Below are 24138 nucleotides of genomic sequence, written 5' to 3'. Positions count from 1 at the left end.
TTGAGCGCGAGGAGCTCGCGTGCTCGCCCGAGCAGATACTGCCCCTCCGGGTTCAGCTCGACGCTGCCACCCTTGCCTCGGACGATCACAGTCTGACCGAGAACCCCTTCGAGCCGCTGCATCTGAAGGGAGACTGCCGACTGCGTCCGTCCGACGCGGGCAGCTGCACGGGTAAAGCTTCGTTCCTCCGCGATGGCGACGAAGCTACGGAGCAGATCGAGGTCAAAACCCACCGGGATGCCCATGGTCATCAAGCTCGCTCATCGACCGCATTTGCGCATCATAGACAGGGGCTCGACGTATATGTCACAGGCGTCACCGCATATTCCACGCTGGGCTGGTCCAGTGACCCGCTACTAAGCACCATGCTCCGTCAGGATGACACGTATCTCGCAAGCCTCATTTTTCATGAGCTGGCGCATCAGCGCATCTATGTCGATGACGACTCAGCATTCAATGAGGCTTTCGCAGTTGCTGTCGAAACCACCGGTGTAAGGAAATGGCTCCGCGCAGCTGGCGATTACGCCGGATTGCGCCGCTACGAAGCCGATCGCAAGCGCAGCGCCGATTTTCTCGGACTGGTGTCGGAAACTCGGGACGAGTTAGGGCAGGTCTATGAAAGCTCCCGTACCTCGGAGCAGTTGGCGGCTGCCAAAGCAGCTACGATCGACAAGCTGCGAATGCGCTACCGGCAAATGCGCGTCAAGCGCTGGGCCGGATACCGGGGATACGACGCCTGGTTCGATGCCCCGATCAACAACGCAAAGCTCGCCGCGACTGCTGTCTACGGCGAACAGGTCCGGCGTTTCTTCGCTTGTTCGACTTGTGCTCCGGCGATTATCCCAGGTTCTACGCTGCTGTTCGACGGATCGCGGATTTGAACAAACCCTCCCGTGCCGAAGCGCTCAAGGCTGTCGCTACGTGTGATTGACTTCAACAAGCAGGGGAGCCCTGTCTCTGGAATGCTCCGGTGTCAGATTGGGGCCGACAGCAGTAGGTCCGCTTGTGGTACAGGGAATGACGATAGCGGACCTTCAACCTCCAAGCTCCAATGTCGTGACTTGACCCATTGGCGACTTTGGATTCCGAGCGATCGACCGTCGCTCCGCGAAGGGACCGTGCTGCGTGGAACCGCGGAAGGAAGAAATAGGCAGCGAAGGAAGCGGACATTTGAACGTTGCGTTAGATCAGTCCATGTCGATCCGCGCACCTGTCGCCCCGTTCAGCAATCGCTTCAGGTGGAAGCTCGCAAGCTGGTCCTCCGGACGCCTGCCTACTTCAGCAGCAAACGCGGCTATCGCACCGGGATCGCCGGCTTCCAACTTGGCAAATGCCGCGAGGTAATCCTTCGTCGCGAGGTCGTCGCATTGCTCAGGCCGCAGTGGTTCGAAAGCGCGCAGCGACTCCGTTCGTCCTCTCAACACGAGGTCGCCCACTGGCCGCCCCCGGAAATTCCCAACTTGCCTCGCGACGCGCTCGCTCACGCAGATACGCGTGCCTAGTTGCTTGTTGGCGGCTTCCAGCCGCGCTGCGATGTTGATTGTGTCGCCATAGGCTGTGTAGTCGAAGAAGCGCGTGCTACCAAAATTGCCGACGATCGCCGGCCCGGCATGGACGCCGATGCGGGTCGCTCCCAGAGCGGCCCCATTGTCGCTCCATCGCTTGCGGCAGTCCTCGGCGAAGGCGTCGAGGTCGAGCGCGCAGGCGACCGCCCGCGCCGCGTGGTCCGCCTGCTCGCCCGGCGCGCCGAACAGCACATGCAGAGCATCGCCGATAATCTTCGTCACCGTACCTTCATGCGCGAACACGATGTCAGTCATGCCGGCGACGTATTCGTTGAGCAGGGCGCCTAGAGCCGCCGGCTCGATCGCCTCCGCAAGCGAGGTGAAGCCGGCGATGTCGGTGAACACCGACGCGACCTCGCGCCGGCATCCCGCCAGGTCGATCCCTTGCTGGTCGCTTGCCAGACGCTCGGCGAGGTTGGGCGAGAAGTAGCGCGACAGGGACGCATGCGCGCGCTCGGCAGAGAACTGGCGCCGCCGGGCCTCACGCAGCACTTCGAGATGTCGCAGCGTCTTGGCGATCGTCGCCTCGAGGTCGGCGAAATCGATCGGCTTGGTCAGGAAGTCGAAGGCACCGCGGTTCATCGCCGTGCGGATGTTAGCCATGTCGCCATAGGCCGAGACGATGATGGTCGAAAGCTCTCCCTCCGCTTCCTGCAGCTTCTGCAGTAGCGACAGCCCATCCATGCGCGGCATGTTGATGTCGGTCACCACCATGTCGAGGTCCGGGTTCTGTCCGACGAGACCGAGCGCCTCGATACCGTCGCGCGCGAACAGGAAGCTCACCTGCCCGTCGCGGATCTGTCGGCGGAATTTCTGCAGCACCAGCGACTCGAGGTCCGGCTCGTCGTCGACGACCAGGATGCGCGACGTCACGCCGCCCATCCGAGCTTGGCCTCGATCACGCCGCGCAGCACCAAAAAGTCGATCGGCTTGTCGAGCAGCGCCTCGGCGCCGTTTTCGAGCGCCTTGCGTTTCGTCTCGGCGTCGCCGTAGGCGGTGATCATGATGACCGGCACATCCGGCCGCGCGGCCTTAGCCCTGGGCAGCAGCTCCAGCCCGCTCATGCCGGGGGGCATGTTGATGTCAGACAGGATCAGGATCAGCGAGGCCACCTCGGCCCGTTCGATCAGCTGCAGCGCCGCTTCCCCAGACAGCGCGAACTCCATGACGAAGCGACCGGCGCGCAAATCGCGCCGGAACTGCTGCCTGAACAGCGGCTCGATGTCGGGTTCGTCGTCGACCACGAGGATCAGCACGCTCATGCTCGCTCCTCCGCCTCCGCCTCCGGCTCAAGCTCAAGCTTCGCCGTCGCCACGCCGCTGCGCGGCAGGACGATACGGAACTCGGTGAACGATCCCGGCACCGTCTCGACCTCGATCGTGCCGGAATGCTGCTTGACGATGATATCGTGGCTGAGCGACAGGCCAAGCCCAGTGCCTTCGCCGGCAGGTTTGGTGGTGAAGAAAGGATTGAACATCTTCTCCTTCACTTCCGGCGGGATGCCCGTGCCATTGTCCCGGATGCGGATTTCCACCGCGTCACCGAGGTTCTTCGTCGAGGTGGAAAGCATCGGCTCGTAAGCTGCGCCATTGCCTTCGGCGCCGCGCTTTGCGGTTGCGTAGAAGCCGTTCGCGATCAGGTTGAGCAGCACGCGGGTGATCTCCTGCGGGTAGAGATCGACCGAGCCGGCCCGCGGATCGTAGTTCTTTTCCAGCGTGACGTTGAAATCCTTCTTTTCCGCGCGCGCGCCGTGATAGGCAAGACCGAGGCTTTCGTCGACCAGCGAGTTGATGTCGACGACGCGATGCTCTCCGGAGCCCTCTCGCGAATGCATGAGCATGTTGCGGACGATGGAATCGGCGCGCTTGGCGTGCTGCACCACCTTGTCGAGATTGGCCTTCAGCGTATCGCCAAGCTCCTCGACCTCGGCTCTTGTGCCGCCGTCGATTCCCGCCCCTTCCAGCACCGTGCGGATGTCGTCGACCAGCTCGTTCGACAGCAGCGAGAAGTTGCTGACGAAGTTGAGCGGGTTCTTGATCTCGTGGGCGATGCCTGCGGTGAGTTGGCCGAGCGAGGCAAGCTTTTCCGTCTGCAGCAGCCGTCCCTGTGCGGCCTGCAGATCCTGGAGGGATGCCGCCAGTTCCTGCGTGCGTGCCTGCACCTGATCGAACAGCCTGACGTTCTCGATCGCGATCACGGCTTGGTCGGCGAACGTCTGCACAAGTTCGCCTTGGCGCGAAGTGAATGAATTCGGTTCCATCTTCCCGAGGAAGAACACGCCCTCGACCTTGCCTTCCCTGAGCATCGGAACACCCATCAGCGCCCTTGTGTCGGTGATTGCCCGGAATTCCTGCAGATTGAAATCCGGATCCTCCTCCACGTCGGGTATGTACTCGATACTACCCGAGAGGGCTACGCGTCCCGAAAGCCACCGGCGGTCGACTTTGATCGGATGATCCATCGTCCAATCGGTCTTTCTCTCGGAGATAGTGGCGCGGCCACGCAGCATGTCGCCGTAACGAAGGAAGATCCCACCGTAACTTGCGCCGCACAGCTTGGCGGCGGACTCGACAAGCGCGTTCAACACGGTCGGCAGGTCGAAAGCCGCGCGGCTGATCACCTTCAGCACATCTGCAGTCGCCGTCTGCTGCCTCAGCGCCTCGCTGACATCGGCGGTGCGCGCCTGCACCTCGTCGAACAGCCGCACATTCTGGATGGCAATCACTGCTTGGTCGGCGAAGGTCTTGAGGAGGTCGATCTGATTGGCGCTAAAGGCCCGAGCCTCATTGCGCCGGATCATAAGCGCTCCGATCGCTTTTTCTTCCTGCAATAGCGGAGTGGCAAGAATCGCTCGAAAGCCAAGCCGATGGGCCATCATTCGGCCAGTTGCAAACTCTTCTCCGGCGACCGTCAAGTCATGAACGTGGACCGGCACTCGATCCAATACGGCGCGGCCGGTGACGACGTCCCGCGCCAACGGCAAGCCAGCGTCGTCGATCGGAATCGGTCCGTGATGCGCTCCCACCGCTAGCCTGTCGGAGCGCAGCAGATAGATCGTTGCGTCATAGGCGTCGCAGAGCCGCGCGGCACTTTCGGCGACGGCGTCCAGCACTGGCTGAATGTCCGTAGGAGACCCGGCGATCACTTGCAGTATCGCGCCGGTCGCCGTCTGTTGCTCCAGCGCTTCAGTCACTTCGCGTGTCCGCGCCTGCACCTCGTCGAACAGGCGGACATTCTCGATCGCGATTACCGCCTGGTCGGCGAATGTCTGTACCAGCTCGATCTGCCGCTCGCTGAACGGGCCTGGTTCGGACCGCGTCAGTCCGAAGACGCCGATCACGGCTCCCTCGCGCAGCAAGGGCACGCAGAGGACGGCTGAAAAACCGCCGATCTTCGCGATTTCAAGATATTCGGCCTCGGCGTCCGTGCTGACGTCGGGTACGTGCACCACCGCTTTCTCGATCGCGGCACGGCCTACCCAACTGCCGCGTCTGGGAGTCTGAGGATTGGCACGTTCATAGGCAAGGTGTTCCGGCAAAATGCCGATCGCTGCGCTGATGTGATAGGCGCCGTCCTTCAACATGAAGATTCCGGAAGTGCCGGCGTTGCAGAGCGACGCCGCCGACGTCGTCAGCGCCGTCAGCACGGTGTCGAGATCGAAGGCCGAAGCGCTGATTACCTTCAACACGTCCGCGGTCGCCGTCTGTTGCTGCAGCGCCTCGCCGAGTTCTGACGTGCGCGCTTGCACCTCGTCGAACAGGCGCACATTCTCGATCGCGATCACCGCTTGGTCGGCGAAGGTTTTGACCAGTTCGATTTCCCTCTCGCTAAAGGGCTGCACCTCGGTGCGGATCATGGCAAAGGTGCCAAGGAGTTCGCCTTCGCGCAGCAGCGGCACTGCCAGGACGGTGCGCATGCCGCCGACCGCGGCAATCGCCGAATGTGTATATTCGGGGTCCACCGTGACATCTTCGATCTGCATGACGCGCCGTTCCTCGGCGGCGCGCCCAACTGCCGATCCGCGGCCGGGTTCCGTCTGGTGCGCTTCGCCATACTCCCCGAAGCCCGGGGGAAATCCGGTGATGGCGGCGTATTCGAACCTGCCATCGATAACTCGTTCGAGGCAACCCTTGTCCGCGCGACACAGCCGGACTGCCGATTCCACGAGCGTGTCCAGAACAGTCTGCAGGTCGAAGGCGGATGCGCTGATCACTTTGAGCACATCTGCGGTCGCCGTCTGCTGCTGCAGCGCTTCGCCGAGGTCGCGCGTACGCGCTTGTACCTCTTCGAACAGCCGCACGTTCTGGATGGCGATGACGGCCTGATCGGCAAACGTCTTGAGGAGTTCTATCTGCTTCGCGCTGAACGGTCGGACCTCCTTATGACGGATCATGAGGGCCCCGATCGCTTCGCCTTCTCGCAACAATGGAGTGGCAAGAACCGTGTGGAAGCCGAGCATCTCAGCCATTTTTCGTCCGGTGGCAAACTCGCCTCCGGACGCGAGCAGATCGTGAACATGGACGGGCGCTCGATCCAGCACGGCGCGGCCGGTGACAATGTCGCGCACGACCGGTAGGCCACCTGCGCTAACCGGGATCGGCCCGTGATGCGCCCCGACGGCTAGCCTCTCGCCGCGCAGCAGGTAGATCGTCGCGTCAAACGCATTGCAGAGTCGCGCAGCGCTTTCAGCGACGGCGTTCAGCACGGGTTGAATGTCCGTCGGCGATGCGGCAATCACTCCAAGGATAGCGCCAGCCGCCGCCTGCTGCTCGCGCCCTTCACTCAGTTCCTTGGCGAGGACCTCAATCCTAGCTTGGAGTGCGCTGTATGATTCCCGCATGTGCAGATCCTGGCCTTCGGTCCACAACGCTGCCCACAAGGTCGAGTCAAAAACCATAGGCAGAATAGAACCGAAAAATCTAGGCCACCCGCAATCAATCCCTCCGTCTCACAATTGCAGAGGGGAAAATCGGTGGCCAAACTCTCGACGCTTCTTTCACCAATGAAGCGGTTCACCAATAGTCCGAACCCTTCCATGGCGTTCCGTGCTAGATCTGCGCGCTTGATTGCAACCTTCGCTCAATCTAGCGGCTATGTTCGGATCGGAAATCTGCCCCAGTCTCGGCGGCTCGCCCAAGTCCATTCTTGGCGCAACGCTGCCCGTGGCATATGCGTTGGCGCCGTCCGCTTTTGGTGAAGCGACGAGACCTTAGGAATGGCTGCCATCAGGCGCGAAGCTGCCCGTCGTCATTGTCTCGTTGGCTGACTGAATGTCAGAACGCGCTAGGAGTGGTCATTGCCGAGCAGATGCTCTGACGTCGCGTTCTGGCCGGAAGCAGTCGGTCCGCTTGTGGTCAGTGAAGAACGATAGAGGACGTTCAACGCTTGACTGCGGAGTACCTTGACGAGCTGGGCGAGCTAACGCGGTGTTGTTAGTCCAAGCCTACCGCTCGGAGCCCAGCGAGATAGCGATCGAGGTCGGTCTTGCGCACGATTGGGTGGAAGCGCGATATCCAGTCCAGCGTGAGAGTTGGATGGAGATTTTTCGCGTGAGCCAAAGCTTGCCGGCCGGTTTCGATTTCGCCCCCCATGCCTGATGATGCCGAGAGTGTTCGCCACGCAGTGCCGAAGTGAGGCCGCAATTGCACTGCTCGTCGGCCCAGTGCGATCGCCTCCGCGTAACGACCAAGGACGAAGTGGCAAGTAGCCGCGGTTGCGAAGATCGCGGACTGGCTAGAGTCCCGCGGGCTCATTTGTTCAGCGAGTGCCAGGTGATGAAGTCCCTCTTCGCCCGACCCCGCGTAACCGTAAGTCGAGCCGAGAATCAAATGAGCGAGGGCAAAGCTTGGATTGATCGCAATGGCCTCGTTGAGCGCCTCTAACGCCTCGGTAGAATGGCGAGCAACCATGTGTGCGTAGCCAGCTGCAAAATGGGACCAGGGGTCTTCCGGCGCCAAGTGAATTGCCTGCTCCGCCATGGCGATTGCAGGCTCCATCTCGTCTGCGGCCAAAGAGATGCCGAGTTGGACTCGCGCGGCCAGCGTTGCCGCGCAAAGCTCCCTGTTCGGAACGGGCGGCTCGGACCTAGTCATTCAAAACATAACACGATCTTACAATGCGGCCTTTTTAGGAGGGAAATTTGTGCGGGCTACGGGGACTCGCGAGCTTACCGTTCCGAGCATCCGTCATTGTGGACTCGGCGATAAGACGTACGTAATCTACACCGAGACCGGCTTCCGAGGCGAACGTAATATGGCTGATGAACGCGTCCGGCGCCGCCTTGCCGCGATAGCGGTAGCCGATGTTGTCGGTTACAGCCGATTGATGGAAGTTGACGAGGTCGGCACCCTGGCGGCGTTGAAGCACCGCCGCAGCGACATACTACAGCCTCTCATCCGCGGGCATGGCGGGCGTATCGTCAAGCTTATGGGCGATGGAGTACTGATGGAGTTCTCCAGCGCAGTGCATGCGGTCGAAGCTGCGCTGGAACTCCAGACAAGAATGTCGCAAGCCAACAACACCGTGGCGCAGGAGCGTCACATTGTTCTCCGCATCGGTATCAATCTCGGCGACGTGATTGGCGAAGGCTCTGACCTCTACGGCGAAGGCGTCAACGTTGCGGCCCGTCTCGAAGCCTTGGCGGAACCAGGAGGGATCTGCATTTCGGCGAAGGTATACGAGGAGACGAGAGACAAGGTCGACGCCCCTTTCGAGGATCTCGGCGAGGTTGAGCTCAAGAATATGGCGAGACCGGTGCGGGCCTACCGCGTTGGCACGAAAGTCGAACGGATGGGTGTCTACGTCACAGACAGTTCCGCCGCCACAAAACCGTCCATCGTCGTGCTGCCATTTGACAACATGAGCGGCGACGCCGGTCAGCAATATCTTTCGGATGGCATTACCGAAGACATCATAACCGAACTGTCGCGCTTCAAGAACCTGACTGTCGCGGCGCGTCACGTGTCGTTCCAGCTTGCGAGCAAAGCGGCAAATTCTGTCCAAGCGGCGCGGAATATAGGCGCAAACTATGTCGTTGAAGGCAGCGTGCGCAGGGCGGGTGATCGCATTCGCATCACGGCGCAGTTGATTGACGCCAAGTCCGGCAACCATATCTGGGCCGAGCGATACGACACCGAATCCCTCGATATCTTTGTCGTGCAGGACGAGGTCGTTGCAGCGGTAGCATCGACGCTTGAGGGGAGAATGGTTGCGGCAGCAGCGGTTCAGGTTCGGAAGCGTCCAACATCAAGCTGGACGGCCTATGATTTTTTTCTGCAAGGCCGAGAACTCTGTGACGCCAATCATGAAAGGGAGGCCATTCCGCTCTTTTCCAGAGCGGTAGCGATCGATCCTTCGTTTGTCCAGGCTCACGCCTGGTTGGCTATCGCTCATCTCGGGCAATATTGGTTCGACGCCAACCCGGGGACGTTGCGAGACGCTTCGATCGCGGGACAACGAGCCTTGGAACTGGACAGCAGCGACCCCACCGTTCACCATGCCAACGGTATTATAGCGCTTTGGTCGCGCCAGTATGAGCGGGCTGGCATGCATTTCGATCGCGCTATCGCACTAAACCCCGTTGATGCCCAAATTCGCGCCGACCGCGCACACTGGCTACGATTTTCCGGCCGCCAGGCGGAGGCCTTGGTGGCTATCGACGAAGCGCTGGGAAGAAGCGTCTTTTCACCACTTTGGTTCTGGCTAATACGTGGTGGAATCTTGTTCGACTTGCGCCGATACGATGAAGCAGTAGAGGCGTTGGATCACTTGCCGAAAAAGCACCATTTGGTTTGGCTCATGCTGGCGTCAGCCCACGCTCATCTCGAGCACGCTTCGCTCATGGAGCATGCGCTGGCTGCTGCACTCGAAATCAAACCAGACGTGTCTTTGCATGAGCTAATCATGCTGCTTCCCCACGCCGATCCTGGAGCGATCGAACCTTTGCTCGATGGCCTTCGCAAGGCGGGTCTACCGGAACACGCGCGGTCGTAGCTTTTACAGGCTAGGCCGGGACCCGCAAGTGCATGCTCGGGGAAGCGACTCCTTTGTTCGCGCGGAGCTGTGGCATTAGCGATGTCCACTTTTGGTGAATACACGGGACCGTAGGAACGACTGCCATGCGGCGCATTGCTGCCATTCGCAATACGGACATTGAAGGTCACCGTTGGGGTCGAACTCCGTCTTTCGGAGCTTTGGTTTTGGGGTGAGAGAGGCGGCTACGAGTGCCCTGAACCTGAACGAGGGGCCGGGCGGGGCTGATAGGCGCCCCACAAGCCAACCCCACCCCCGCCACCGACAACTTCGTCGGGGCCGGCGCCCGAGACAGCCTACAATGGCACTTGCCTGTGCGTTCTTACCCGCGGAGGTGTGGCCTTAGGTCGCAAACAATTGGCTTCAGAAAGCAAAGCCTCAGACTTCATTGACGCTGCGACCGACACCATATGGTGACCCATAGCCCTCCAAAAACGAGAGAAGCTCGCCCCGACGCGGTCGCCTGCGGCCGTCAGCCGGCAATGGCTATGAACTAGGAACCTGAAATCATCATGCCTGAAAATATCAGACTAACTTCGCGAGACGTCCCCCTCATTCAGCTGGGCCTCTATCAGTGCCGCTTCCCGGTGAGCGAAGACCCGTCAGTACCCGGCGGTTACCGTTTTTGTGCTGGGCCAACTTCGCCGGATCGCGTCTACTGCGATCACCACCACAGCATCGTCACCGCCGTCGATCCCCGTCGAGCCCGCTCGGGTCTCCACTTCGCTCAACGACGCGCCGCGTAGGTTGCTTGGGCGACGGCTCCCCTGCCCGGTCTCCAGGGCTCGGCGCGATGAGCTCCGACGCTGACAATCGATTTCGGCCGTTTGCATCGTCGTCGTTTCGGGGCAGCCCCTCAGTGCGCTGGCGGTGCTCGGCGCTATGAGTTCGCAAAGCCAAAGTCCGATCACCCCGAACCATTGCTCGATGATCCCGCCAGCACGAACGGACATGCCGTGGTGGTCTCGGTTGGCTGGTTCGGTGTCGTTCGGATCGATGAAGCGCTAGAACAAAACACCGGATCGGACCGCGCCGCGGTATGAAGACCCCAGACGACGAGCAAAAGATGAGCCGCCCACAGAGCCGGCGCGAGCAACGATGACAGAACCGTTGCGGATCGCATAATTGATCCTCTCATATGAACTTAGGACGGCAGCGACTTACGCCTCAGCCGCCTTTTGATGTGAGGCCGAAGCTCCGATGGTATAGGCATAGCTCGATCTCGTAACCGACCATCGCCACCGGCTCGCCAGGTCTGTTTCGAGCTTGTTTCCATCGCGACGCCAACCCTGACGGAAGTCTGCCCAGCACGTAAAACGCATGTCTTGCAGGGGCCCCAAAAAGCCACCCTACCCCCGCCGCCGACAAGGCCGGGGGCGAGTGCCGACCATCACCGGCGTGTTCCTGCCCGCCATCACCCCGAAATCGTGGAGCAAGAACGGCAGGAATGATGTACGCTGGGGTATAGCCTAGCGGCCAAGTGAAATGGGTTCCTAAAGAGTGTCCGTTAGGGTTGACTTGGATCAACGGACAAGTTAGTCAACGGACACAGCCCTTTCGGATAGGAGTCGCCCTGTGACCAAGACAGTCTTTTATGCCCGCGTCTCAACTGCCGACCAGACACTTGAGCATCAACGCAGGCAGGCCGAACTAGCAGGTTTCAAGATTGATCAAGAGATTGCCGACCACGGTGTGTCCGGCATCTCGACCAAGCTGGCGGAGCGACCTCAAGGAAAGCGGCTGTTCGACATCCTCCGCCCTGGTGACACGCTGGTGGTGCGCTGGGTCGACCGGCTGGGCCGCGACTATCGGGACGTGTCGGATAGCATCCGGCTTTTCATGCGTGACGGTGTGGTGATCAAGACCGTCATCAATGCCATGGTGTTCGACGGAGCGACCAAAGACCCCATCCAGCAGGCCGTTAGGGACGCGCTGATAGCCTTCATGGCAGCAACGGCGGAAGCACAGGCGGTCGCGGCCAAGGAAGCCCAGAAGGCAGGCATTGAGGACGCCAAGTCCGACCCCAGGTCGTACCGTGGCAGGAAGCCGAGCTACGACCGTGAGGCATTCGACACGGTGGTTACAATGCTGGGCACAGGGGCTGGTGCATCAGCCATAGCCAAGGTCACGGGCTTGACGCGGCAGGCGGTCCTCAGAATCAGGGACGACCGGATTGGAGCGGAGAAGGCACTGGCAATGTGGGCGCTCTAGGCGTGGTCGGTGGCAAAGTCACTCAGCCCATCCTTACCCACGCCAAGGGCAGAGCTTATTGAGTCCGAACGATACTTCAGATATCGCCGACGATCCGGAACGGTCAAGCTTCTCAACCTTCGTCAAGAAGCTTCCGGCCGAGAAATCCAACGATCGAGGGACGCCACGTCGGCCTTGGTGGATCCCATTCTGGGCCGACTTCCTCGGCCAGCCGGCGCATTGACCCTGCCCATCCCGCAAGCTTGGCTGTCCATTCAGGCGTCATGCGGCTGTCGAATGCCCATCCCTCGAACACGTCGGCCATGTATATCATATGACGATACCCGAGCTCCTCGCGCAGGTCCTCCGACCAGCGTTGCTCTGCAGTTTGATCGAATATGCGTGCGAGTCCTTCGGCCGAGGACTTCGACTGGTTCCTGCGCTCCTCCAAAGCGTTCAACGCGAGCACGTTCTTCGCTGCGCGGCGAAGCTCTATTCTTTTCTCTGAGCTCAGTCCTTCAGCCGTTTCAGCGCGGCTCTCGAGCTTTCGAGCCAGTGCAATCCTTTGCTGTGGAGTCATACGGGGCATCGGTTCAAAATGGCCTGAATTGGGTCTGCTGGCTTGTCCCCATCGAACTCGCATGATCGCTTTTTAGCCGATACGAGAAAGTCGTACGGCATTCTCAGCCGGGTCAATCGACCACACCGCAGCCATTGCCGCCCACACCAATAAGCTGCTTACGACGGAGAAAGCCGACATGGACGATGTGTCGGCGATCAGAGGCGAGATGCAGGCGATCGCCAACCAGACTGCCATCGACTTCCCGAAGCAGGCCCAATAGTTTAGCCAAAACGTTCTGCGCTCATCAGCTTTCATGGTCGACGCCCACCAGTGCGGATTGGCTGCTTGACCTAGGCGGCCGTTGTCCCCGCCGAGATTTACAGGTCCGGGGACCCCAAAGTCTCAGCAAAAATCCAATTTTTGGATAATACGAAATTCGGATTACCGCAACGTCGAAGTGGAAATTGCTCGACGAGCGGATGGCCAAAACCCTGCATTCGGACCGCCATCGGCGACTTGCTGAACTGCTGACCGAGAAGCGAAAGCTGGCAGGATTGACGCAGGCAGCCGTCGCCAAAGCTCTCGATCGCCATCAACCTTTCATTGCCAACATAGAAAACGGCGATCGTCGCCTGGATCTCGTTGAATTCCTCGATCTAGCCAAGGTGATTGGGTTCGACCCGCACGAGGTCATGCGCCAGATCCAAGCGGTCGACCGGACAAAGCGGTGAACACCACCGCGTAATGTTACCGATCTTTTCCTTGCCTCCAGCTTGCGAGGAGGCGCGCGGGGGATCGTATTGCGGGCAAATGGGCACACACGAAGGGCATAGAGCTGGTCGAGTTGCCCGCACCACTGGAAAAGTGAAGGCTCACACCGCACTGGTCCGCAACGAACGGATTTCCGGGCGGCGGCGGAACCTACGCCGAGAAGCTCGGAATCACCGTTATCAGGCTCACCTGACCTCGAAGAAGGACGTACAGTCCTTCACCGGCGGACGCTTGTTGTCCTACTGACGGCACGTAGCTTGTCGGCTATCTCTGCGAAAGCACGCAGCGTCGCCTGCTCCAGTGTCAACCCCTTTTCGTAGAGCCTACTGTATGTCCGCCAGTGCATTCCCGTCGGCTTGTCTAGAAGGTGGAGCGGCATGTTTGCGGATACTCCAAGGCGCTGGCGCAATTTCCGGGCTTTGGAGAGAGACCGAGAGCGAGGATCCTCGCTCTGGGAGCGATAGGTGAGATCCAGACACAAGCGGCAGCGGAATTTCTCGCCAGCGTAAAGCACTGCACACCTTCGGTCGCAGGAAGGGCAGATGAACCAACGGCGCTGCCCGCCGAAATGTTGTTCCGTAAAATCAAGCGCGATGAGATCGCGCACGTCCCGCCATTCCTGGGACGGACCTTGATGGCGGTAGGTCAACTCCAAGCTACCTTCGTCCGCGAAGGTTCCAATCGAACCGACAAACCGGCCATTGACGGTCCACTCCAAATTCCCTCGGCGCCCCGGCTCCAGCAGCCCGTTCTTGCGCAAGGCCGAAATGCGAAGATCCAGCAGGTCCTCGCACTTCTGGCGGGCTCCGCTTCGCCAGCGATTTCCCGATCCTAGGCCGCCCATTTGTGCCTCCGATTTTCCCGAAATAACGTGGGAACTCGAACGACTCTTATCCCGCTCGGACATGAAAAAAGGCCGATAGCGCAGCTCGTTCCAGAAGGAATTCCCCGCTTACGCTATGGATATCTGATCTGCGTGCCTTCTTCAGGCAGCCAGCCGACCGAGGTAGAGATCGAAGAGCCCTTCATTCCGGCAGAAGGATTGCAGAAGGGATTGCAGACCTCATTCCAATTTATTCCAGGCAAATGCGGGCCTCCTAGCGCGCGTCAGGAATTTCACCGGCATAGCGCCGGGCACCTTCGGCGGCCAGAGCCGCATGCCGATCTTATCGGCGGCGGGAACTCGCTATGTGTTGAGTGGGTTGCAGTGGGTTATGTGGCGTCGGGGTTTCGAAGCCATTCGATCAGGTCGGCCTCGATCACGTACAGCCGCTTTCCCCATCGCCGGATCGGCGTTCCGGGCTCGGTTGCAAGCACGGATCGGACGAAGTCGCCGTTCACGCCGATACGCTGGCCGATCGCCGCTGCCGTCCAGATGACTTTCGGTCGCTCGGTCAAGCGGCACCGCCGGTATTCTGGCCGGCATATGCCATGCGAGCCAATTCACCCTGCACGGCATCGAAGAATGACCGCAGCTCTGCCTCAATGTCCGTCTCTGGCAGCCCGACACGTTCCAGGTGCCGACGATTGGCCGCAATGACCTGTCGCCAGTAGAGCGTCGCGTCCTCGCCATGCTTGCCGGCCAGCATCTTGGCTGTATGCCGAACCTTGCCCACCCGCTTGGTCAACGGAAAGATGATGATCCGGACAGGCGGCCTCCACCGGAATAGAGGCAGGTCGTCACTCTGCATGGCTCCCTCCCATGGTAGTACTATATGTGGACCTGTGGTGCCCCTGCGAGGTGCTGAAAATGGGCTTCACAGGGCTTGAGATGCCCCTGTCACGCATATCCGGACTCCTTTTTGTGATCCCACTTGACCTGTGGTGCCCCTGTACGGACCTGTGCTGCCCCTGTGTTTTTTTCGTCGGGCGCCTATCTCATGAAGTCTTTGGTCGAGAGATGGCCGGATACGTCGCAACGATATTCGGTCAGCCGCCACTCAGTAGCGACCCGGCTTTTGACATTGAATCCGCTGGCTTTCGCCCGTGCGACAAAGCCTTTCTCGACCAGGCTATTCAGCGCCCGTCGAGCAGTTTCGCGGCTGATGTGCAAGGCCCCGCCTAGCTCCCGCTCGCCCAGGCCGATGCGACCGTTGTTCAGCCCGTCGTATCTCCACTTGAGTTCCAGATACGCAGCCCTGTCATTTGCGGAGAGTGCCAGCCAGGCCGCCGAGCGCATGATGTAGCCTTCGATCATGATGAACTTGGCGTTGCCCTTTCGCTTGAACCGACTCCTGGCCATCAGCGACCGCCTCCGATTTTCAGCGAGCCATAGCGCTCGGCAAAGGACTTGCGGCCGGCGTCGGCCTTAGGTCGGGTCGTGGGGCTCGAACTGGTGCCGACCTTGAACTCGCGAACGGTAATGCCTTCGCGTCGAAGCCGGCCAGCGTCCGCTAACAGTTCGTCGTGATCGCAGGACTTCTGGTGCGTTACGCGGCCGTTTTCTATCCGGGCAAGTTGCCAGTGGCCCATCGAATAGGCGCCGCCATCGACGAACCAATATTCATAGACCACTGTGACGGGCTTGGGCCTGAATCGCTCACCGTCGCGCACCCGCCGCTGGAGCGCTTCAGCATTGTCCTGGCCGAGCAGCCGTTGGGCTATGGCCACTTCCTGGGTGGAGAACTTAGGCGCAGTCGGCACCTGCAAGGCGCCGAGCTTGCGGCGCATGCGCTCTTCGAGCGCGTCGAGATCGTCCTCGTCCTCCGTCATGCGGCGCGCGCCCTGCGCAGTGTCGTCTCTCTGACCACGATCACCGCTTGGTGCGTTGTCAAAGGGAACCGGCGCTTGAGGGCAGGAATGATCGGCCTCTCGATCTGGCCATAGTTCGCGAAATAGAATTCGATCGCCTCGTCGACGATCGCCGAATGCTCGGGCTCGGGCGGGGAGAGGTCGAGCGCCTTCATGCGGCGATCCCCCCGTCGCGCGCCGCGATCTTATGAGCGAGGTAGTCTTCGATATCCGTCTCTGGCCAGCTAACCCGACGGGCGGTCATCTGAACCGGGCGAGGAAATCTGCCTTCGGATATTTCTGTGTAGAGTGTCCCGCGAGAGAGGCTCGTGCGGTCAAGCACCTCCTCTATCGGGATCATGCGAATCGCCATGTGCTTCGCCTCCTATGCGATGGAGCGCAGTAGAAGGCGGGAACGTCACGAATAATAGGAATTTGTTCTGCGCGAAATTTTCGAAAAAGTTTACCCTACCAATCGCGAAATGCGTACTCGCGCTCGGGATGGCGGTCGCGCTCCCACAGCTTCTTGATCTTGGCGACCTCCTTTCGGATGGTCTGGTCGTCGAGCACTTCAGAATTCTTGACACGAGACGCCTTCATGATCGGCGGCACGGCAACGCTTATGAAGTCGACCGCCTGACTAACGCGTCGCTGACCGTTTGCATCCTGGTAAGCGGTGGCGCTAGGCACTAGCCCGGTGATCCTCTCATAGGCCGCAAGCAGATCAGCTATCAGCACGAGCCGCGGATATTCGGTCTTTCGTCTCGTCTTCTCCTTTACGTCGGTATCGGCCGGCTTCACATCTCGACCGAGCTGCCATTTGGCGAAAAAGTTCAACATAACCACCATTCCGAGCACTTCCGACCAATGTTCACGCCTGGAGCGTTTGTCGCCTCGTTGGCGGCCGGACAGTTCGAGGAACTGGAAGGGGTCGGCAATGGTGTGGTCGAAATCCATAACGCTGGTGAAGAGCGTCTTCAGCGCCGACGTGTGTTTCTCGATGGCCTCCAAATACTCTCGCTGGTTGGCCTTGCTGATCGGTTGCACCTTATTGCGGAGGAACCGGCGCCCACAAGCTCGGATAGCTTCTAGGATGGCAGTTTCTGGCGTTGGAACCCACGCCGCCAAGGTCTGACGGTAGGATTCTAGGAATTGTTCTGAGGGAGGACACAGGGCCAAGAGGCGCTGCTTTTGCTCATCGGTGAAATCGAACTGGATCTGCAGAAAGTCTGCGATGACTGAGGAAGTTTGTGCCCCTGGTGTGCCCCCAAGGGCGAGGCTGTTCTTGGCCATATGCCTCAACCCCTTGGAAAATATGGCGCGCCCGAAGAGATTCGAACTCCTGACCCCCAGATTCGTAGTCTGGTGCTCTATCCAGCTGAGCTACGGGCGCGCAACAGGCCATGCTTTGCATAGCCCCGCGATCCGATCGTGAACGACCGGCCGCGACGAGACGTGTTCCCTAGCGACTGAATTTCCGAAAAGCAAGCCGATCCGGCAAAAGTTTTGTCGCAGGCGCTCCGCTAGTGCAGATCAGGTGCGTCGCGATTCAGGTCAGGCTGAGCCAAAGATCGTGGATTCCGAGAACCGGAGCGTAGCGTAGTTTTACCACGTGAGCACTGGAAGCGCAGGACACCGCCATCTGCAGGCCGGCCTCACCTGAATCGCGACACACCTTAGGCCGGGCGGCGCAGGTTGCCGCGGGCCTGGTCGAACCGGACCGGCTGGTCGGGGATGGTGACGGCGAAGGTGGTGCGGCCGCCGATCGATTCGACCAGCTCGACAGTGCCGCCATGGGCGCGGATCAGCTCGTAGGCGATGGCCAGGCCAAGGCCGGTGCCGCCGCTGCGCGCCGAGCCGCGGAATGCCGCGAACAGGTTCTCGCGCGCCTTAGGGGGCAGGCCAGGCCCGGTGTCGGTGACGATGATGCGGCTGACGCTGCCCATGCGCTCGGCCGATACCGCCAGCCGGCGCACCACAGCGCCCTCGGTGTCCGCCGCCATCGCCTGCACGGCGTTGCGGCAAAGATTGGTGAGCACGCGGAACAGCTGGTCGGAATCGGCGTCGACCTCGAAGGCCAGCTCGACGGCATTGACGAACTCGATGCCTTCCTCGATGTCGAGCAGGCCGTGCACGTCCTCGACCAGTTGGCGCAGCCGCACGCGCCGGCGCGAGGGCGGCGGCTCCTGGGTGCGGCCATAGGCCAGCACGCCTTCGGAGTAGGACACGGCGCGGTCCAGTGCGCGCAGCAGTTTTGGCGCGAAGGCCTGCACGGTTGGATCTTTCACCTGCCGCAAGCGGTCCGACATCAGTTGCGCGGAGGCGAGGATGTTGCGCATGTCGTGATTGATCTTCGACACGGCGAGGCCGAGATCGGCGAGGTGCTTCTGCTCGGTCAGCATCTTCTGCAGCCGTTCCTGCATCTGCGACAGCTCGCGCTCGGCGACGCCGATCTCGTCGGCGCGGGCGGCCGGACGAATGATCCGCCCGGGGTCATCGGGTGCCTCGGAGAAGGACAGCATCGAGCGGGTCATCGTGCGGATCGGGCCGATCATGATCAGGTCGATCGCGGCATAGACGAGCATGGCGGTGAACAGCGAGATCAGCAGCGAGACGAAGGCGACGTTGCGCGAATAGATGAGCATGGCGTTGCGCAATGCGTAGTCAGGCATGATCAGCTCGAACTCCTTGTCGCTCTCGCCCACCGGCCCGAAAACGCGCAGCATGCGGTTGCCGCCGAAGAACAGCGTGTCGAGCGCGCCTCTCATGCCCTCGACCAGGCCGACACTGGCAATGTCGATATGCTCGTCGACCTGCGGCGGCATGTCGGACACCACCAGGAGCCTGGAGACGCCGCCGTCGCGCACGGCGATCGCCTTGGCGCCGATCGCCATCAGCACGTCGTTCTGGGCGGTGCGCGACAGCGAGTTGGGCTCGCCCTGCACCAGCACGACCGATACCGCGGCCGCCGTGCCCAGCCTCTCCTTCAGCCAGCTTAACCGGTAGCTGGCGATCCAGGGCAGGAAAATCAGGACTTCGGCCAAGAGCACGAAGACGATGGTGAGCAGGAGAAGCTTCGTCGACAACCCACGCGACAGCGGCACCGTACGGGCGGCGGTGGTCGCCGGTCCGGCCTTTTCGTCCGTGGCTAGGGCTTCACTCATGCAGCGTCTTCACAAACACTTGAACAGCCAAGATTAGGCGATTGCGGCTTTTTTGCCAATTTCATCCTTGGGCGAACAAATATGGCCGCCCGAAAGACCGCGACAACCCGGCCCGCCGCCCGGATTGACTTCCAAAAGCCTTCTTTCTATAAGCCCGCTCACGCTCGGGCCATTCGTCCCGGCGCGGTTTCGATCGCGCCTAAACCGGCCCGGCAAAGCTCCTGTTACACAGTGACAGAATCAAGAAGGGCCGCACCCCGCGGTATTAAAACAAATGAAGCGTACCTACCAACCGTCTAAACTCGTCCGCAAGCGCCGGCACGGTTTCCGTGCCCGCATGGCCACCAAGGGTGGTCGCGGCGTCGTCGCAGCTCGCCGCAACCGCGGCCGCAAGCGGCTCAGCGCCTGAACGGAAGACGAGATCGTTGCCCGCAACCGGCAAGCCAGTGGGGCCAAATCCCAAGCGGCTTCTGAAGCGCGCGGATTTTCTGGCCGTCCGCCGCGGTGAAAAGCGGCGCGGGCGGCTTTTTCTCGTTGAAGTTCTCGACCGCGGCGACGGTCTCGCGCCGCGCGTCGGCTACACCGTCACCAAGAAGGTCGGCAATGCGGTCGTCCGCAACCGCGTCAGGCGGCGGCTGAGGGAAGCCGTGCGCACGCATGCGGCCGATGACATGGCGCCCGGCAATGACTATGTCATCGTTGGACGTGAAGATGTGCTTGCCATCCCGTTCGGCCAGTTGAAGGCCGAACTCTCACGCCGACTGCGCGGAACACGATAGGCCAAGGGCTTCGATGGAAAACAATCGTAACTTCTTCATCACCATCGCGCTGTCGGTGCTGATCCTGACGCTTTGGCAGGTGTTCTACATGAACCCGCGCGTCGAAGCCCAGCGCGAGGCGGCCCGCATCGAAGAGCAGCGGGCGGCCGAGCAGAAGAAGGCGGCTGAAGCGGCCAATCCCGGCGCCGCCACTACGCCGACTCCGGCTCCGGGCGCCATCCCCAACACGCCCGGCGGCGAAGCCGTGACCCCGGCCGGCCGCGAGCAGGCGCTGGCGGCGACCAGCCGCGTCAAGATCGACACGCCGAGCCTCGAGGGCTCGATCAACCTCACCGGCGCGCGCCTCGACGACCTCAAGCTCAAGCACTACACCGAAACGGTCGACAAGAATTCGCCCGAGATCGAGCTGCTCAATCCGGCGGCGCTGCCCAATGGCTACTTCGCCGAGATCGGTTTCGTCGGCAACGACAAGACCGGCGCGGTGCCGGGCGCGGACACGGTGTGGAAGGTCGACGGCAACGCGACGCTGACGCCGGCGACCCCGGTCACGCTGACCTATTCGAACGCCAACGGCCTGACCTTCAAGCGCACCTTCTCGGTCGACAACGACTACATGTTCACCGTTTCCGATACGGTGCAGAATTCCGGCGCCGCCGCCGTGTCGCTGTTCAACTATGGCCGTGTCACCCGCTTCGACAAGCCGGCCGTCGCCAGCATCTATGTGCTGCATGAGGGCCTGATCGGCTTCACCGGTACCGAAGGCCTGCAGGAGCACAAATACGCGTCGATCGAGAAGGACAAGGAATACAAACCGGGCAAATCGACCGACGGCTGGCTTGGCATCACCGACAAATACTGGGCAGTCACTCTGGTGCCGACCGAGAAGCAGCCGTTCCAGCCCAACTTCTCCTATTTCGAATTCAATGCCGGGCCGCACAGCCACAGCTACCAGGCCGATTTCCTGTCCGATGCGATCACGGTTGCGGCCGGGCAGTCGACGACCGTGGAGTCGGAAATCTTCGCCGGCGCCAAGGAAGTCGGCAAGATCAATGCCTATGCCGAAGGCCGCAACATCAAGCGGTTCGACCTCTTGATCGACTGGGGCTGGTTCCACTTCATCACCAAGCCGATGTTCTGGCTGATCGACACGCTCTACAAATTCTTCGGCAATTTCGGCCTGGCCATCCTCGCCACCACCGTCATCGTCAAGGCCATCTTCTTCCCGCTCGCCAACAAGTCCTACGCGTCGATGGCGAACATGAAGAAGGTGCAGCCGAAGATGCTCGAGATCCGCGAGAAATACGCCGACGACAAGATGAAGCAGCAGCAGGCGATGATGGAGCTCTACAAGACGGAGAAGATCAATCCGATTGCCGGCTGCTGGCCGGTGGCACTGCAGATCCCGGTGTTCTTCGCGCTCTATAAGGTGCTCTACATCACCATCGAGATGCGGCACGCACCGTTCTTCGGCTGGATCCAGGATCTGGCCGCACCCGATCCGACATCGCTGTTCAACCTGTTCGGTCTCATCCCGATCACGCTGCCGCATATGTTGATGATCGGCGTTTGGCCGCTGGTCATGGGCGTCACCATGTTCCTGCAGATGCGCATGAACCCGACGCCGCCGGACCCAACCCAGGCCGCGATCTTCACCTGGATGCCGGTGATCTTCACCTTCATGATGGCGGGCTTCCCCGCCGGCCTGGTCATCTACTGGGCCTGGAACAACCTGCTGTCGATCCTGCAGCAAGGCGTGATCATGAAGCGCCAGGGCGCCAAGATCGAGCTGTGGGACAATCTGGTGGCGTTGTTCCGCAAGAAACCCTCGCCCGCGGAATAGCGGGCGCCTCGACCCCCCGAACGTTCTCAAAAACCCCGGTTCGTCCGGGGTTTTTGTTGCCGGGATCACATTTTGTACCCGGCGAAACTCCGGCGCGTCGCGCGCCGTATCTGTTGTGTTGCGACCTCGCAGCGCGCGCGGCGGCACGCCGTCTTGAGGGAAGCGGCCACGGGTTTTGCCGATCGTCATGTTTCTTAGTCGCGGCAAGACACCACGCCACGGTGACGGCTTCCGGCGCAGAGGCGCCGGTGTTTGGGAGGCCGTCCCGGCGACCGGGGTCCTGTCGTCCTTCACGGGACCCCGGTTTATCTCGCCCCAAATCACGCTATTTTGGACCTGCCCGAGATGATACGGAGCCAGGCCATGAGCGGACCCAACCCAAACATCAAGCATCCGATCCCGATGCATATGCGTGTCGGTTTCCTGAAAGGGCTGGTCAACGCGCCGAACATCGAGATCGGCGATTTCACCTACTATGACGACCCGGACGGGCCCGACAAATTCGCCGAGCGGTGCGTGCTGCACCACTACCCGTTCATCGGCGACAAGCTGATCATCGGCAAGTTCTGCGCCATCGCCGAGGGCGCGCGCTTCATCATGAACGGCGCCAACCACGCCATGTCCGGCTTCTCGACCTATCCGTTCAACATCTTCGGCCATGGCTGGGAAGAGGGGTTCGACCCGAAGACTTGGTCGAAGGAAATACGCGGCGACACGGTGCTCGGCAATGATGTATGGATCGGCATGGACGCGGTGATAATGCCCGGCGTGACGATCGGCCACGGCGCCATTGTCGCGGCAAAATCGGTTGTCACGCACGACGTGCCGCCCTATGCGATCATTGCCGGAAATGCGGCCAAGGTGGTGAAAATGCGCTTCGACGACAAGACGGTCCGGCGGCTGCTGATGGCGGCATGGTGGAACTGGCCGGTGGACAAGATCAGCCGCAACCTCAACGCCATCAGGGGCGCCGACATTGCCCGCCTGGAGGCAGCCGTTTGAACGCCCTGGACAAGGCCGTGATCGCGCCCGAACTGTTCACGCAGGCGTGGATCTTCATCCGCGGCGTGCCGGCGATGAAATTCCTGCCGCCGGAAGGGCCGCCGGAGATCGCCTTCGCAGGCCGCTCGAATGTCGGCAAGTCGTCGCTGATCAACGCGCTGGTCAACCAGAAGGGGCTGGCGCGCACCTCCAACACGCCGGGGCGGACGCAGGAGCTCAACTATTTCGTGCCGGGCGGGTTTTCCGGCGAAGGCACCGACCTGCCGCCGATGGCGCTGGTCGACATGCCGGGCTACGGCTATGCGAGCGCGCCGAAGGAAAAGGTCGACGACTGGACGAAGCTGGTTTTCGACTATCTCAAGGGCCGCGTCACGCTCAAGCGCGTCTACGTGCTGATCGACGCCCGCCATGGCATCAAGGCCAAGGACGACGAAGTACTGTCGTTGCTCGACAAGGCGGCGGTGTCCTACCAGATCGTGCTGACCAAGACCGACAAGATCAAGGCGGCCGGCGTGCCGCGACTGATCGAGGAGACGCTGGCGAAGATCAAGAAACGACCGGCGGCGTTTCCGTTCGTTCTGGTGACTTCGTCGGAAAAGAGCGAGGGCCTTGAGGAATTGCGCGCGGCGATCGTGCTCGCCGCCAACGGCGGCTAACGAGACTAGCGCTTCGCCTCCAGCGCAATCATCTGGTGGCTTTCCTCTTCGGCAAGCCTTTCGGTGCCGTAGGCCTTCAGGAACATGCCGACGCCCGACCTGACAACGTGGTCGATTTCCTCCTGGCTCGGGGCCTTGGTGCGGTAGGAGAATATGCACTGGCGGAAAAACCCGGCCAGGCAGAGTTCGGTGAATTGATAGGCGGCAAGATCGACATCGTCGACCTTGAGCAGGCCGCGTTCGATCGCGGCATTGAGAAAAGCCACCATCCTGTCATGGCCGCGTTTTGGCCCGCGTTCGTAAAACCGCGCGCCCATGTCGGGTATCCTGTCCGCCGCGCCGATCACCGTGCGTTGCGCCTGGATGACCTTGGCCGAGGTGATCTTGAGCGACAGCACCTTGCCGAACTTCACCAGCGTCTGGCGAAGGTCGTCGGCGCGGTCGAGCATTTCGTACATGTTCTTGAAGATCGTGCCGCGCTCTTCCTCGATCAGCGCCTCGAACAGTTCTTCCTTGTTGGCGAAATAGACATAGATCGTGCCCTTGGAGACGCCCGCCTCGCGGGTGATGTCGTTCATCGATGCGGCTTCGAAGCCCTTGTCGATGAAGACACGGCGGGCGCCATCGATGATCTGGCTGCGTTTGACCGGATCCTGCCCGGCCGCCGGGCGGCCACGACGCAGGCTGTCCAGCACATCGCACTGGTCCTTGCCGGTGTCGGATAGTGTTTCGGCCATAAAAGTCACACCTCGCAAAATAATTCGAACCGAACGGTTCGATTGCCCCTTGATATGGGCCCGTTTTGGCGCTAAGTCAACGCCCATATCGAACCGAACGGTTCAGTCTAA

General features: G+C 61.0%; 23 protein-coding genes, 1 tRNA gene and 3 pseudogenes. 10 read left to right on the top strand and 17 right to left on the bottom strand.

Translation table 11 applies throughout. The features are described 5' to 3' along the window. Window positions 1-50 precede the first annotated feature (50 nt). Window positions 51-245: pseudogene (locus ACSQ3Z_RS04490) on the bottom strand (LysR family transcriptional regulator); the annotation flags it as partial. 33 nt (window positions 246-278) lie between these two features. On the opposite strand from ACSQ3Z_RS04490, the pseudogene ACSQ3Z_RS04485 reads away from it, so the two are divergent. After that, window positions 279-931, top strand: a pseudogene (locus tag ACSQ3Z_RS04485) (aminopeptidase); the annotation flags it as partial. 256 nt (window positions 932-1187) lie between these two features. Here ACSQ3Z_RS04485 and ACSQ3Z_RS04480 read toward each other — a convergent pair. From ACSQ3Z_RS04480 to ACSQ3Z_RS04465, 4 genes and pseudogenes are all read right to left on the bottom strand, one after another. Next, a complete protein-coding gene (locus ACSQ3Z_RS04480) occupies window positions 1188-2447 on the bottom strand; it encodes an adenylate/guanylate cyclase domain-containing protein (protein ID WP_436170157.1) in 1260 nt (419 codons plus the stop codon). Further along, the gene (locus ACSQ3Z_RS04475; protein ID WP_436170156.1) at window positions 2435-2827 is read right to left on the bottom strand and encodes a response regulator; all 393 of its coding nucleotides are present in this window, start codon (window positions 2825-2827) and stop codon (window positions 2435-2437) included. The genes ACSQ3Z_RS04480 and ACSQ3Z_RS04475 overlap by 13 nt, the downstream gene beginning before the upstream one ends. Further along, window positions 2824-6276: pseudogene (locus tag ACSQ3Z_RS04470) on the bottom strand (GAF domain-containing protein); the annotation flags it as partial. The gene ACSQ3Z_RS04475 and the pseudogene ACSQ3Z_RS04470, both read right to left, overlap by 4 nt. Before the next feature lie 721 nt (window positions 6277-6997). Then, window positions 6998-7561, bottom strand: coding sequence for a tetratricopeptide repeat protein (locus tag ACSQ3Z_RS04465; protein WP_436170155.1), 564 nt, complete (start codon window positions 7559-7561; stop codon window positions 6998-7000). 256 nt (window positions 7562-7817) lie between these two features. Here ACSQ3Z_RS04465 and ACSQ3Z_RS04460 point away from each other — a divergent pair, with 256 nt between their 5' ends. From ACSQ3Z_RS04460 to ACSQ3Z_RS04450, 3 genes are all read left to right on the top strand, one after another. Continuing rightward, complete coding sequence (locus ACSQ3Z_RS04460; protein ID WP_436170154.1) at window positions 7818-9557, top strand: adenylate/guanylate cyclase domain-containing protein; 1740 nt, start codon at window positions 7818-7820, stop codon at window positions 9555-9557. A gap of 551 nt (window positions 9558-10108) precedes the next feature. Further along, complete coding sequence (locus ACSQ3Z_RS04455) at window positions 10109-10342, top strand: GcrA family cell cycle regulator (RefSeq protein WP_436170153.1); 234 nt, start codon at window positions 10109-10111, stop codon at window positions 10340-10342. A gap of 829 nt (window positions 10343-11171) precedes the next feature. Then, a complete protein-coding gene (locus ACSQ3Z_RS04450; protein WP_436170152.1) occupies window positions 11172-11807 on the top strand; it encodes a recombinase family protein in 636 nt (211 codons plus the stop codon). Window positions 11808-11919: 112 nt separating this feature from the next. Here ACSQ3Z_RS04450 and ACSQ3Z_RS04445 read toward each other — a convergent pair whose 3' ends face one another. Next, window positions 11920-12366 (bottom strand): hypothetical protein, encoded by a 447-nt coding sequence (locus ACSQ3Z_RS04445; RefSeq protein WP_436170151.1) that lies wholly within the window; start codon window positions 12364-12366, stop codon window positions 11920-11922. Window positions 12367-12812: 446 nt separating this feature from the next. On the opposite strand from ACSQ3Z_RS04445, the gene ACSQ3Z_RS04440 reads away from it, so the two are divergent. After that, complete coding sequence (locus tag ACSQ3Z_RS04440) at window positions 12813-13079, top strand: helix-turn-helix domain-containing protein (RefSeq protein ID WP_436170150.1); 267 nt, start codon at window positions 12813-12815, stop codon at window positions 13077-13079. Window positions 13080-13336: 257 nt separating this feature from the next. Here the strand turns inward: ACSQ3Z_RS04440 and ACSQ3Z_RS04435 are convergent, their stop codons facing one another. The 10 genes from ACSQ3Z_RS04435 to ACSQ3Z_RS04390 all read right to left on the bottom strand — a co-directional run bounded on the left by ACSQ3Z_RS04435 (window position 13337) and on the right by ACSQ3Z_RS04390 (window position 19013). Continuing rightward, window positions 13337-13963 carry a hypothetical protein gene (locus ACSQ3Z_RS04435; RefSeq protein ID WP_436170149.1) on the bottom strand — a complete coding sequence of 209 codons (627 nt, stop codon included), beginning with the start codon at window positions 13961-13963 and terminating at the stop codon, window positions 13337-13339. Window positions 13964-14331: 368 nt separating this feature from the next. Next, window positions 14332-14517: a hypothetical protein gene (locus ACSQ3Z_RS04430; RefSeq protein WP_436170148.1), complete on the bottom strand. Its 186-nt coding sequence runs from the start codon at window positions 14515-14517 to the stop codon at window positions 14332-14334. Beyond that, window positions 14514-14810, bottom strand: coding sequence for a DUF6074 family protein (locus ACSQ3Z_RS04425; protein ID WP_436170147.1), 297 nt, complete (start codon window positions 14808-14810; stop codon window positions 14514-14516). The genes ACSQ3Z_RS04430 and ACSQ3Z_RS04425 overlap by 4 nt, the downstream gene beginning before the upstream one ends. 182 nt (window positions 14811-14992) lie before the next feature. Next, on the bottom strand, window positions 14993-15361 hold the full coding sequence (locus ACSQ3Z_RS04420) for a GntR family transcriptional regulator (RefSeq protein WP_436170146.1): 369 nt from the start codon (window positions 15359-15361) through the stop codon (window positions 14993-14995). Continuing rightward, a complete protein-coding gene (locus tag ACSQ3Z_RS04415; RefSeq protein ID WP_436170145.1) occupies window positions 15361-15831 on the bottom strand; it encodes a hypothetical protein in 471 nt (156 codons plus the stop codon). The genes ACSQ3Z_RS04420 and ACSQ3Z_RS04415 overlap by 1 nt, the downstream gene beginning before the upstream one ends. Then, window positions 15828-16025, bottom strand: a complete 198-nt coding sequence (locus tag ACSQ3Z_RS04410) for a hypothetical protein (protein ID WP_436170144.1) — start codon at window positions 16023-16025, stop codon at window positions 15828-15830. The genes ACSQ3Z_RS04415 and ACSQ3Z_RS04410 overlap by 4 nt, the downstream gene beginning before the upstream one ends. Next, window positions 16022-16222, bottom strand: coding sequence for a helix-turn-helix transcriptional regulator (locus tag ACSQ3Z_RS04405; protein ID WP_436170143.1), 201 nt, complete (start codon window positions 16220-16222; stop codon window positions 16022-16024). The genes ACSQ3Z_RS04410 and ACSQ3Z_RS04405 overlap by 4 nt, the downstream gene beginning before the upstream one ends. 95 nt (window positions 16223-16317) lie before the next feature. Then, on the bottom strand, window positions 16318-17142 hold the full coding sequence (locus ACSQ3Z_RS04400) for a hypothetical protein (RefSeq protein ID WP_436170142.1): 825 nt from the start codon (window positions 17140-17142) through the stop codon (window positions 16318-16320). Window positions 17143-17165: 23 nt separating this feature from the next. Beyond that, window positions 17166-17242 (bottom strand) — tRNA-Arg (locus ACSQ3Z_RS04395). A gap of 283 nt (window positions 17243-17525) precedes the next feature. Further along, window positions 17526-19013: an ATP-binding protein gene (locus tag ACSQ3Z_RS04390; protein ID WP_436170141.1), complete on the bottom strand. Its 1488-nt coding sequence runs from the start codon at window positions 19011-19013 to the stop codon at window positions 17526-17528. A 274-nt stretch (window positions 19014-19287) separates the two neighbouring features. Between ACSQ3Z_RS04390 and rpmH the strand changes: the two genes are divergently transcribed. From rpmH to yihA, 5 genes are all read left to right on the top strand, one after another. Then, complete coding sequence (gene rpmH, locus ACSQ3Z_RS04385) at window positions 19288-19422, top strand: 50S ribosomal protein L34 (protein WP_008833937.1); 135 nt, start codon at window positions 19288-19290, stop codon at window positions 19420-19422. 16 nt (window positions 19423-19438) lie between these two features. After that, on the top strand, window positions 19439-19792 hold the full coding sequence (gene rnpA, locus ACSQ3Z_RS04380; RefSeq protein WP_436170140.1) for a ribonuclease P protein component: 354 nt from the start codon (window positions 19439-19441) through the stop codon (window positions 19790-19792). A 13-nt stretch (window positions 19793-19805) separates the two neighbouring features. Then, window positions 19806-21632: a membrane protein insertase YidC gene (yidC, locus tag ACSQ3Z_RS04375; RefSeq protein ID WP_436170139.1), complete on the top strand. Its 1827-nt coding sequence runs from the start codon at window positions 19806-19808 to the stop codon at window positions 21630-21632. A gap of 363 nt (window positions 21633-21995) precedes the next feature. Then, entirely contained in the window at window positions 21996-22634 is a 639-nt protein-coding gene (locus tag ACSQ3Z_RS04370) for a CatB-related O-acetyltransferase (RefSeq protein ID WP_436170138.1), read from the top strand. Continuing rightward, on the top strand, window positions 22631-23290 hold the full coding sequence (gene yihA / locus ACSQ3Z_RS04365; RefSeq protein ID WP_436170137.1) for a ribosome biogenesis GTP-binding protein YihA/YsxC: 660 nt from the start codon (window positions 22631-22633) through the stop codon (window positions 23288-23290). The genes ACSQ3Z_RS04370 and yihA overlap by 4 nt, the downstream gene beginning before the upstream one ends. Before the next feature lie 5 nt (window positions 23291-23295). On the opposite strand, the gene ACSQ3Z_RS04360 is transcribed toward yihA, so the two are convergent. Beyond that, window positions 23296-24027, bottom strand: coding sequence for a TetR/AcrR family transcriptional regulator (locus tag ACSQ3Z_RS04360; protein WP_436170136.1), 732 nt, complete (start codon window positions 24025-24027; stop codon window positions 23296-23298). Window positions 24028-24138 lie beyond the last annotated feature (111 nt).

The organism is Mesorhizobium sp. LjNodule214 (assembly GCF_964252735.1).
Classification (GTDB): Bacteria; Pseudomonadota; Alphaproteobacteria; order Rhizobiales; family Rhizobiaceae; genus Mesorhizobium.
Note: the sequence above shows the minus strand (reverse complement) of the source record. Positions and strands in the feature narration are given on the sequence as shown.

Bases quoted from the DNA above. Each gene is read 5' to 3' on its own strand.
- ACSQ3Z_RS04370 (WP_436170138.1), top strand. From the start codon at position 21,996: ATGAGCGGACCCAACCCAAACATCAAGCATCCGATCCCGATGCATATG.
- ACSQ3Z_RS04445 (WP_436170151.1), bottom strand. From the start codon at position 12,366: ATGACTCCACAGCAAAGGATTGCACTGGCTCGAAAGCTCGAGAGCCGC.
- ACSQ3Z_RS04415 (WP_436170145.1), bottom strand. From the start codon at position 15,831: ATGACGGAGGACGAGGACGATCTCGACGCGCTCGAAGAGCGCATGCGC.
- ACSQ3Z_RS04420 (WP_436170146.1), bottom strand. From the start codon at position 15,361: ATGGCCAGGAGTCGGTTCAAGCGAAAGGGCAACGCCAAGTTCATCATG.
- ACSQ3Z_RS04425 (WP_436170147.1), bottom strand. From the start codon at position 14,810: ATGCAGAGTGACGACCTGCCTCTATTCCGGTGGAGGCCGCCTGTCCGG.
- ACSQ3Z_RS04435 (WP_436170149.1), bottom strand. From the start codon at position 13,963: ATGGGCGGCCTAGGATCGGGAAATCGCTGGCGAAGCGGAGCCCGCCAG.
- ACSQ3Z_RS04475 (WP_436170156.1), bottom strand. From the start codon at position 2,827: ATGAGCGTGCTGATCCTCGTGGTCGACGACGAACCCGACATCGAGCCG.
- rpmH (WP_008833937.1), top strand. From the start codon at position 19,288: ATGAAGCGTACCTACCAACCGTCTAAACTCGTCCGCAAGCGCCGGCAC.
- ACSQ3Z_RS04455 (WP_436170153.1), top strand. From the start codon at position 10,109: ATGCCTGAAAATATCAGACTAACTTCGCGAGACGTCCCCCTCATTCAG.
- ACSQ3Z_RS04390 (WP_436170141.1), bottom strand. From the start codon at position 19,013: ATGAGTGAAGCCCTAGCCACGGACGAAAAGGCCGGACCGGCGACCACC.
- ACSQ3Z_RS04360 (WP_436170136.1), bottom strand. From the start codon at position 24,027: ATGGCCGAAACACTATCCGACACCGGCAAGGACCAGTGCGATGTGCTG.
- ACSQ3Z_RS04400 (WP_436170142.1), bottom strand. From the start codon at position 17,142: ATGGCCAAGAACAGCCTCGCCCTTGGGGGCACACCAGGGGCACAAACT.
- ACSQ3Z_RS04465 (WP_436170155.1), bottom strand. From the start codon at position 7,561: ATGGAGCCTGCAATCGCCATGGCGGAGCAGGCAATTCACTTGGCGCCG.
- ACSQ3Z_RS04410 (WP_436170144.1), bottom strand. From the start codon at position 16,025: ATGAAGGCGCTCGACCTCTCCCCGCCCGAGCCCGAGCATTCGGCGATC.
- ACSQ3Z_RS04460 (WP_436170154.1), top strand. From the start codon at position 7,818: ATGGCTGATGAACGCGTCCGGCGCCGCCTTGCCGCGATAGCGGTAGCC.
- ACSQ3Z_RS04405 (WP_436170143.1), bottom strand. From the start codon at position 16,222: ATGGCGATTCGCATGATCCCGATAGAGGAGGTGCTTGACCGCACGAGC.
- ACSQ3Z_RS04480 (WP_436170157.1), bottom strand. From the start codon at position 2,447: ATGGGCGGCGTGACGTCGCGCATCCTGGTCGTCGACGACGAGCCGGAC.
- yidC (WP_436170139.1), top strand. From the start codon at position 19,806: ATGGAAAACAATCGTAACTTCTTCATCACCATCGCGCTGTCGGTGCTG.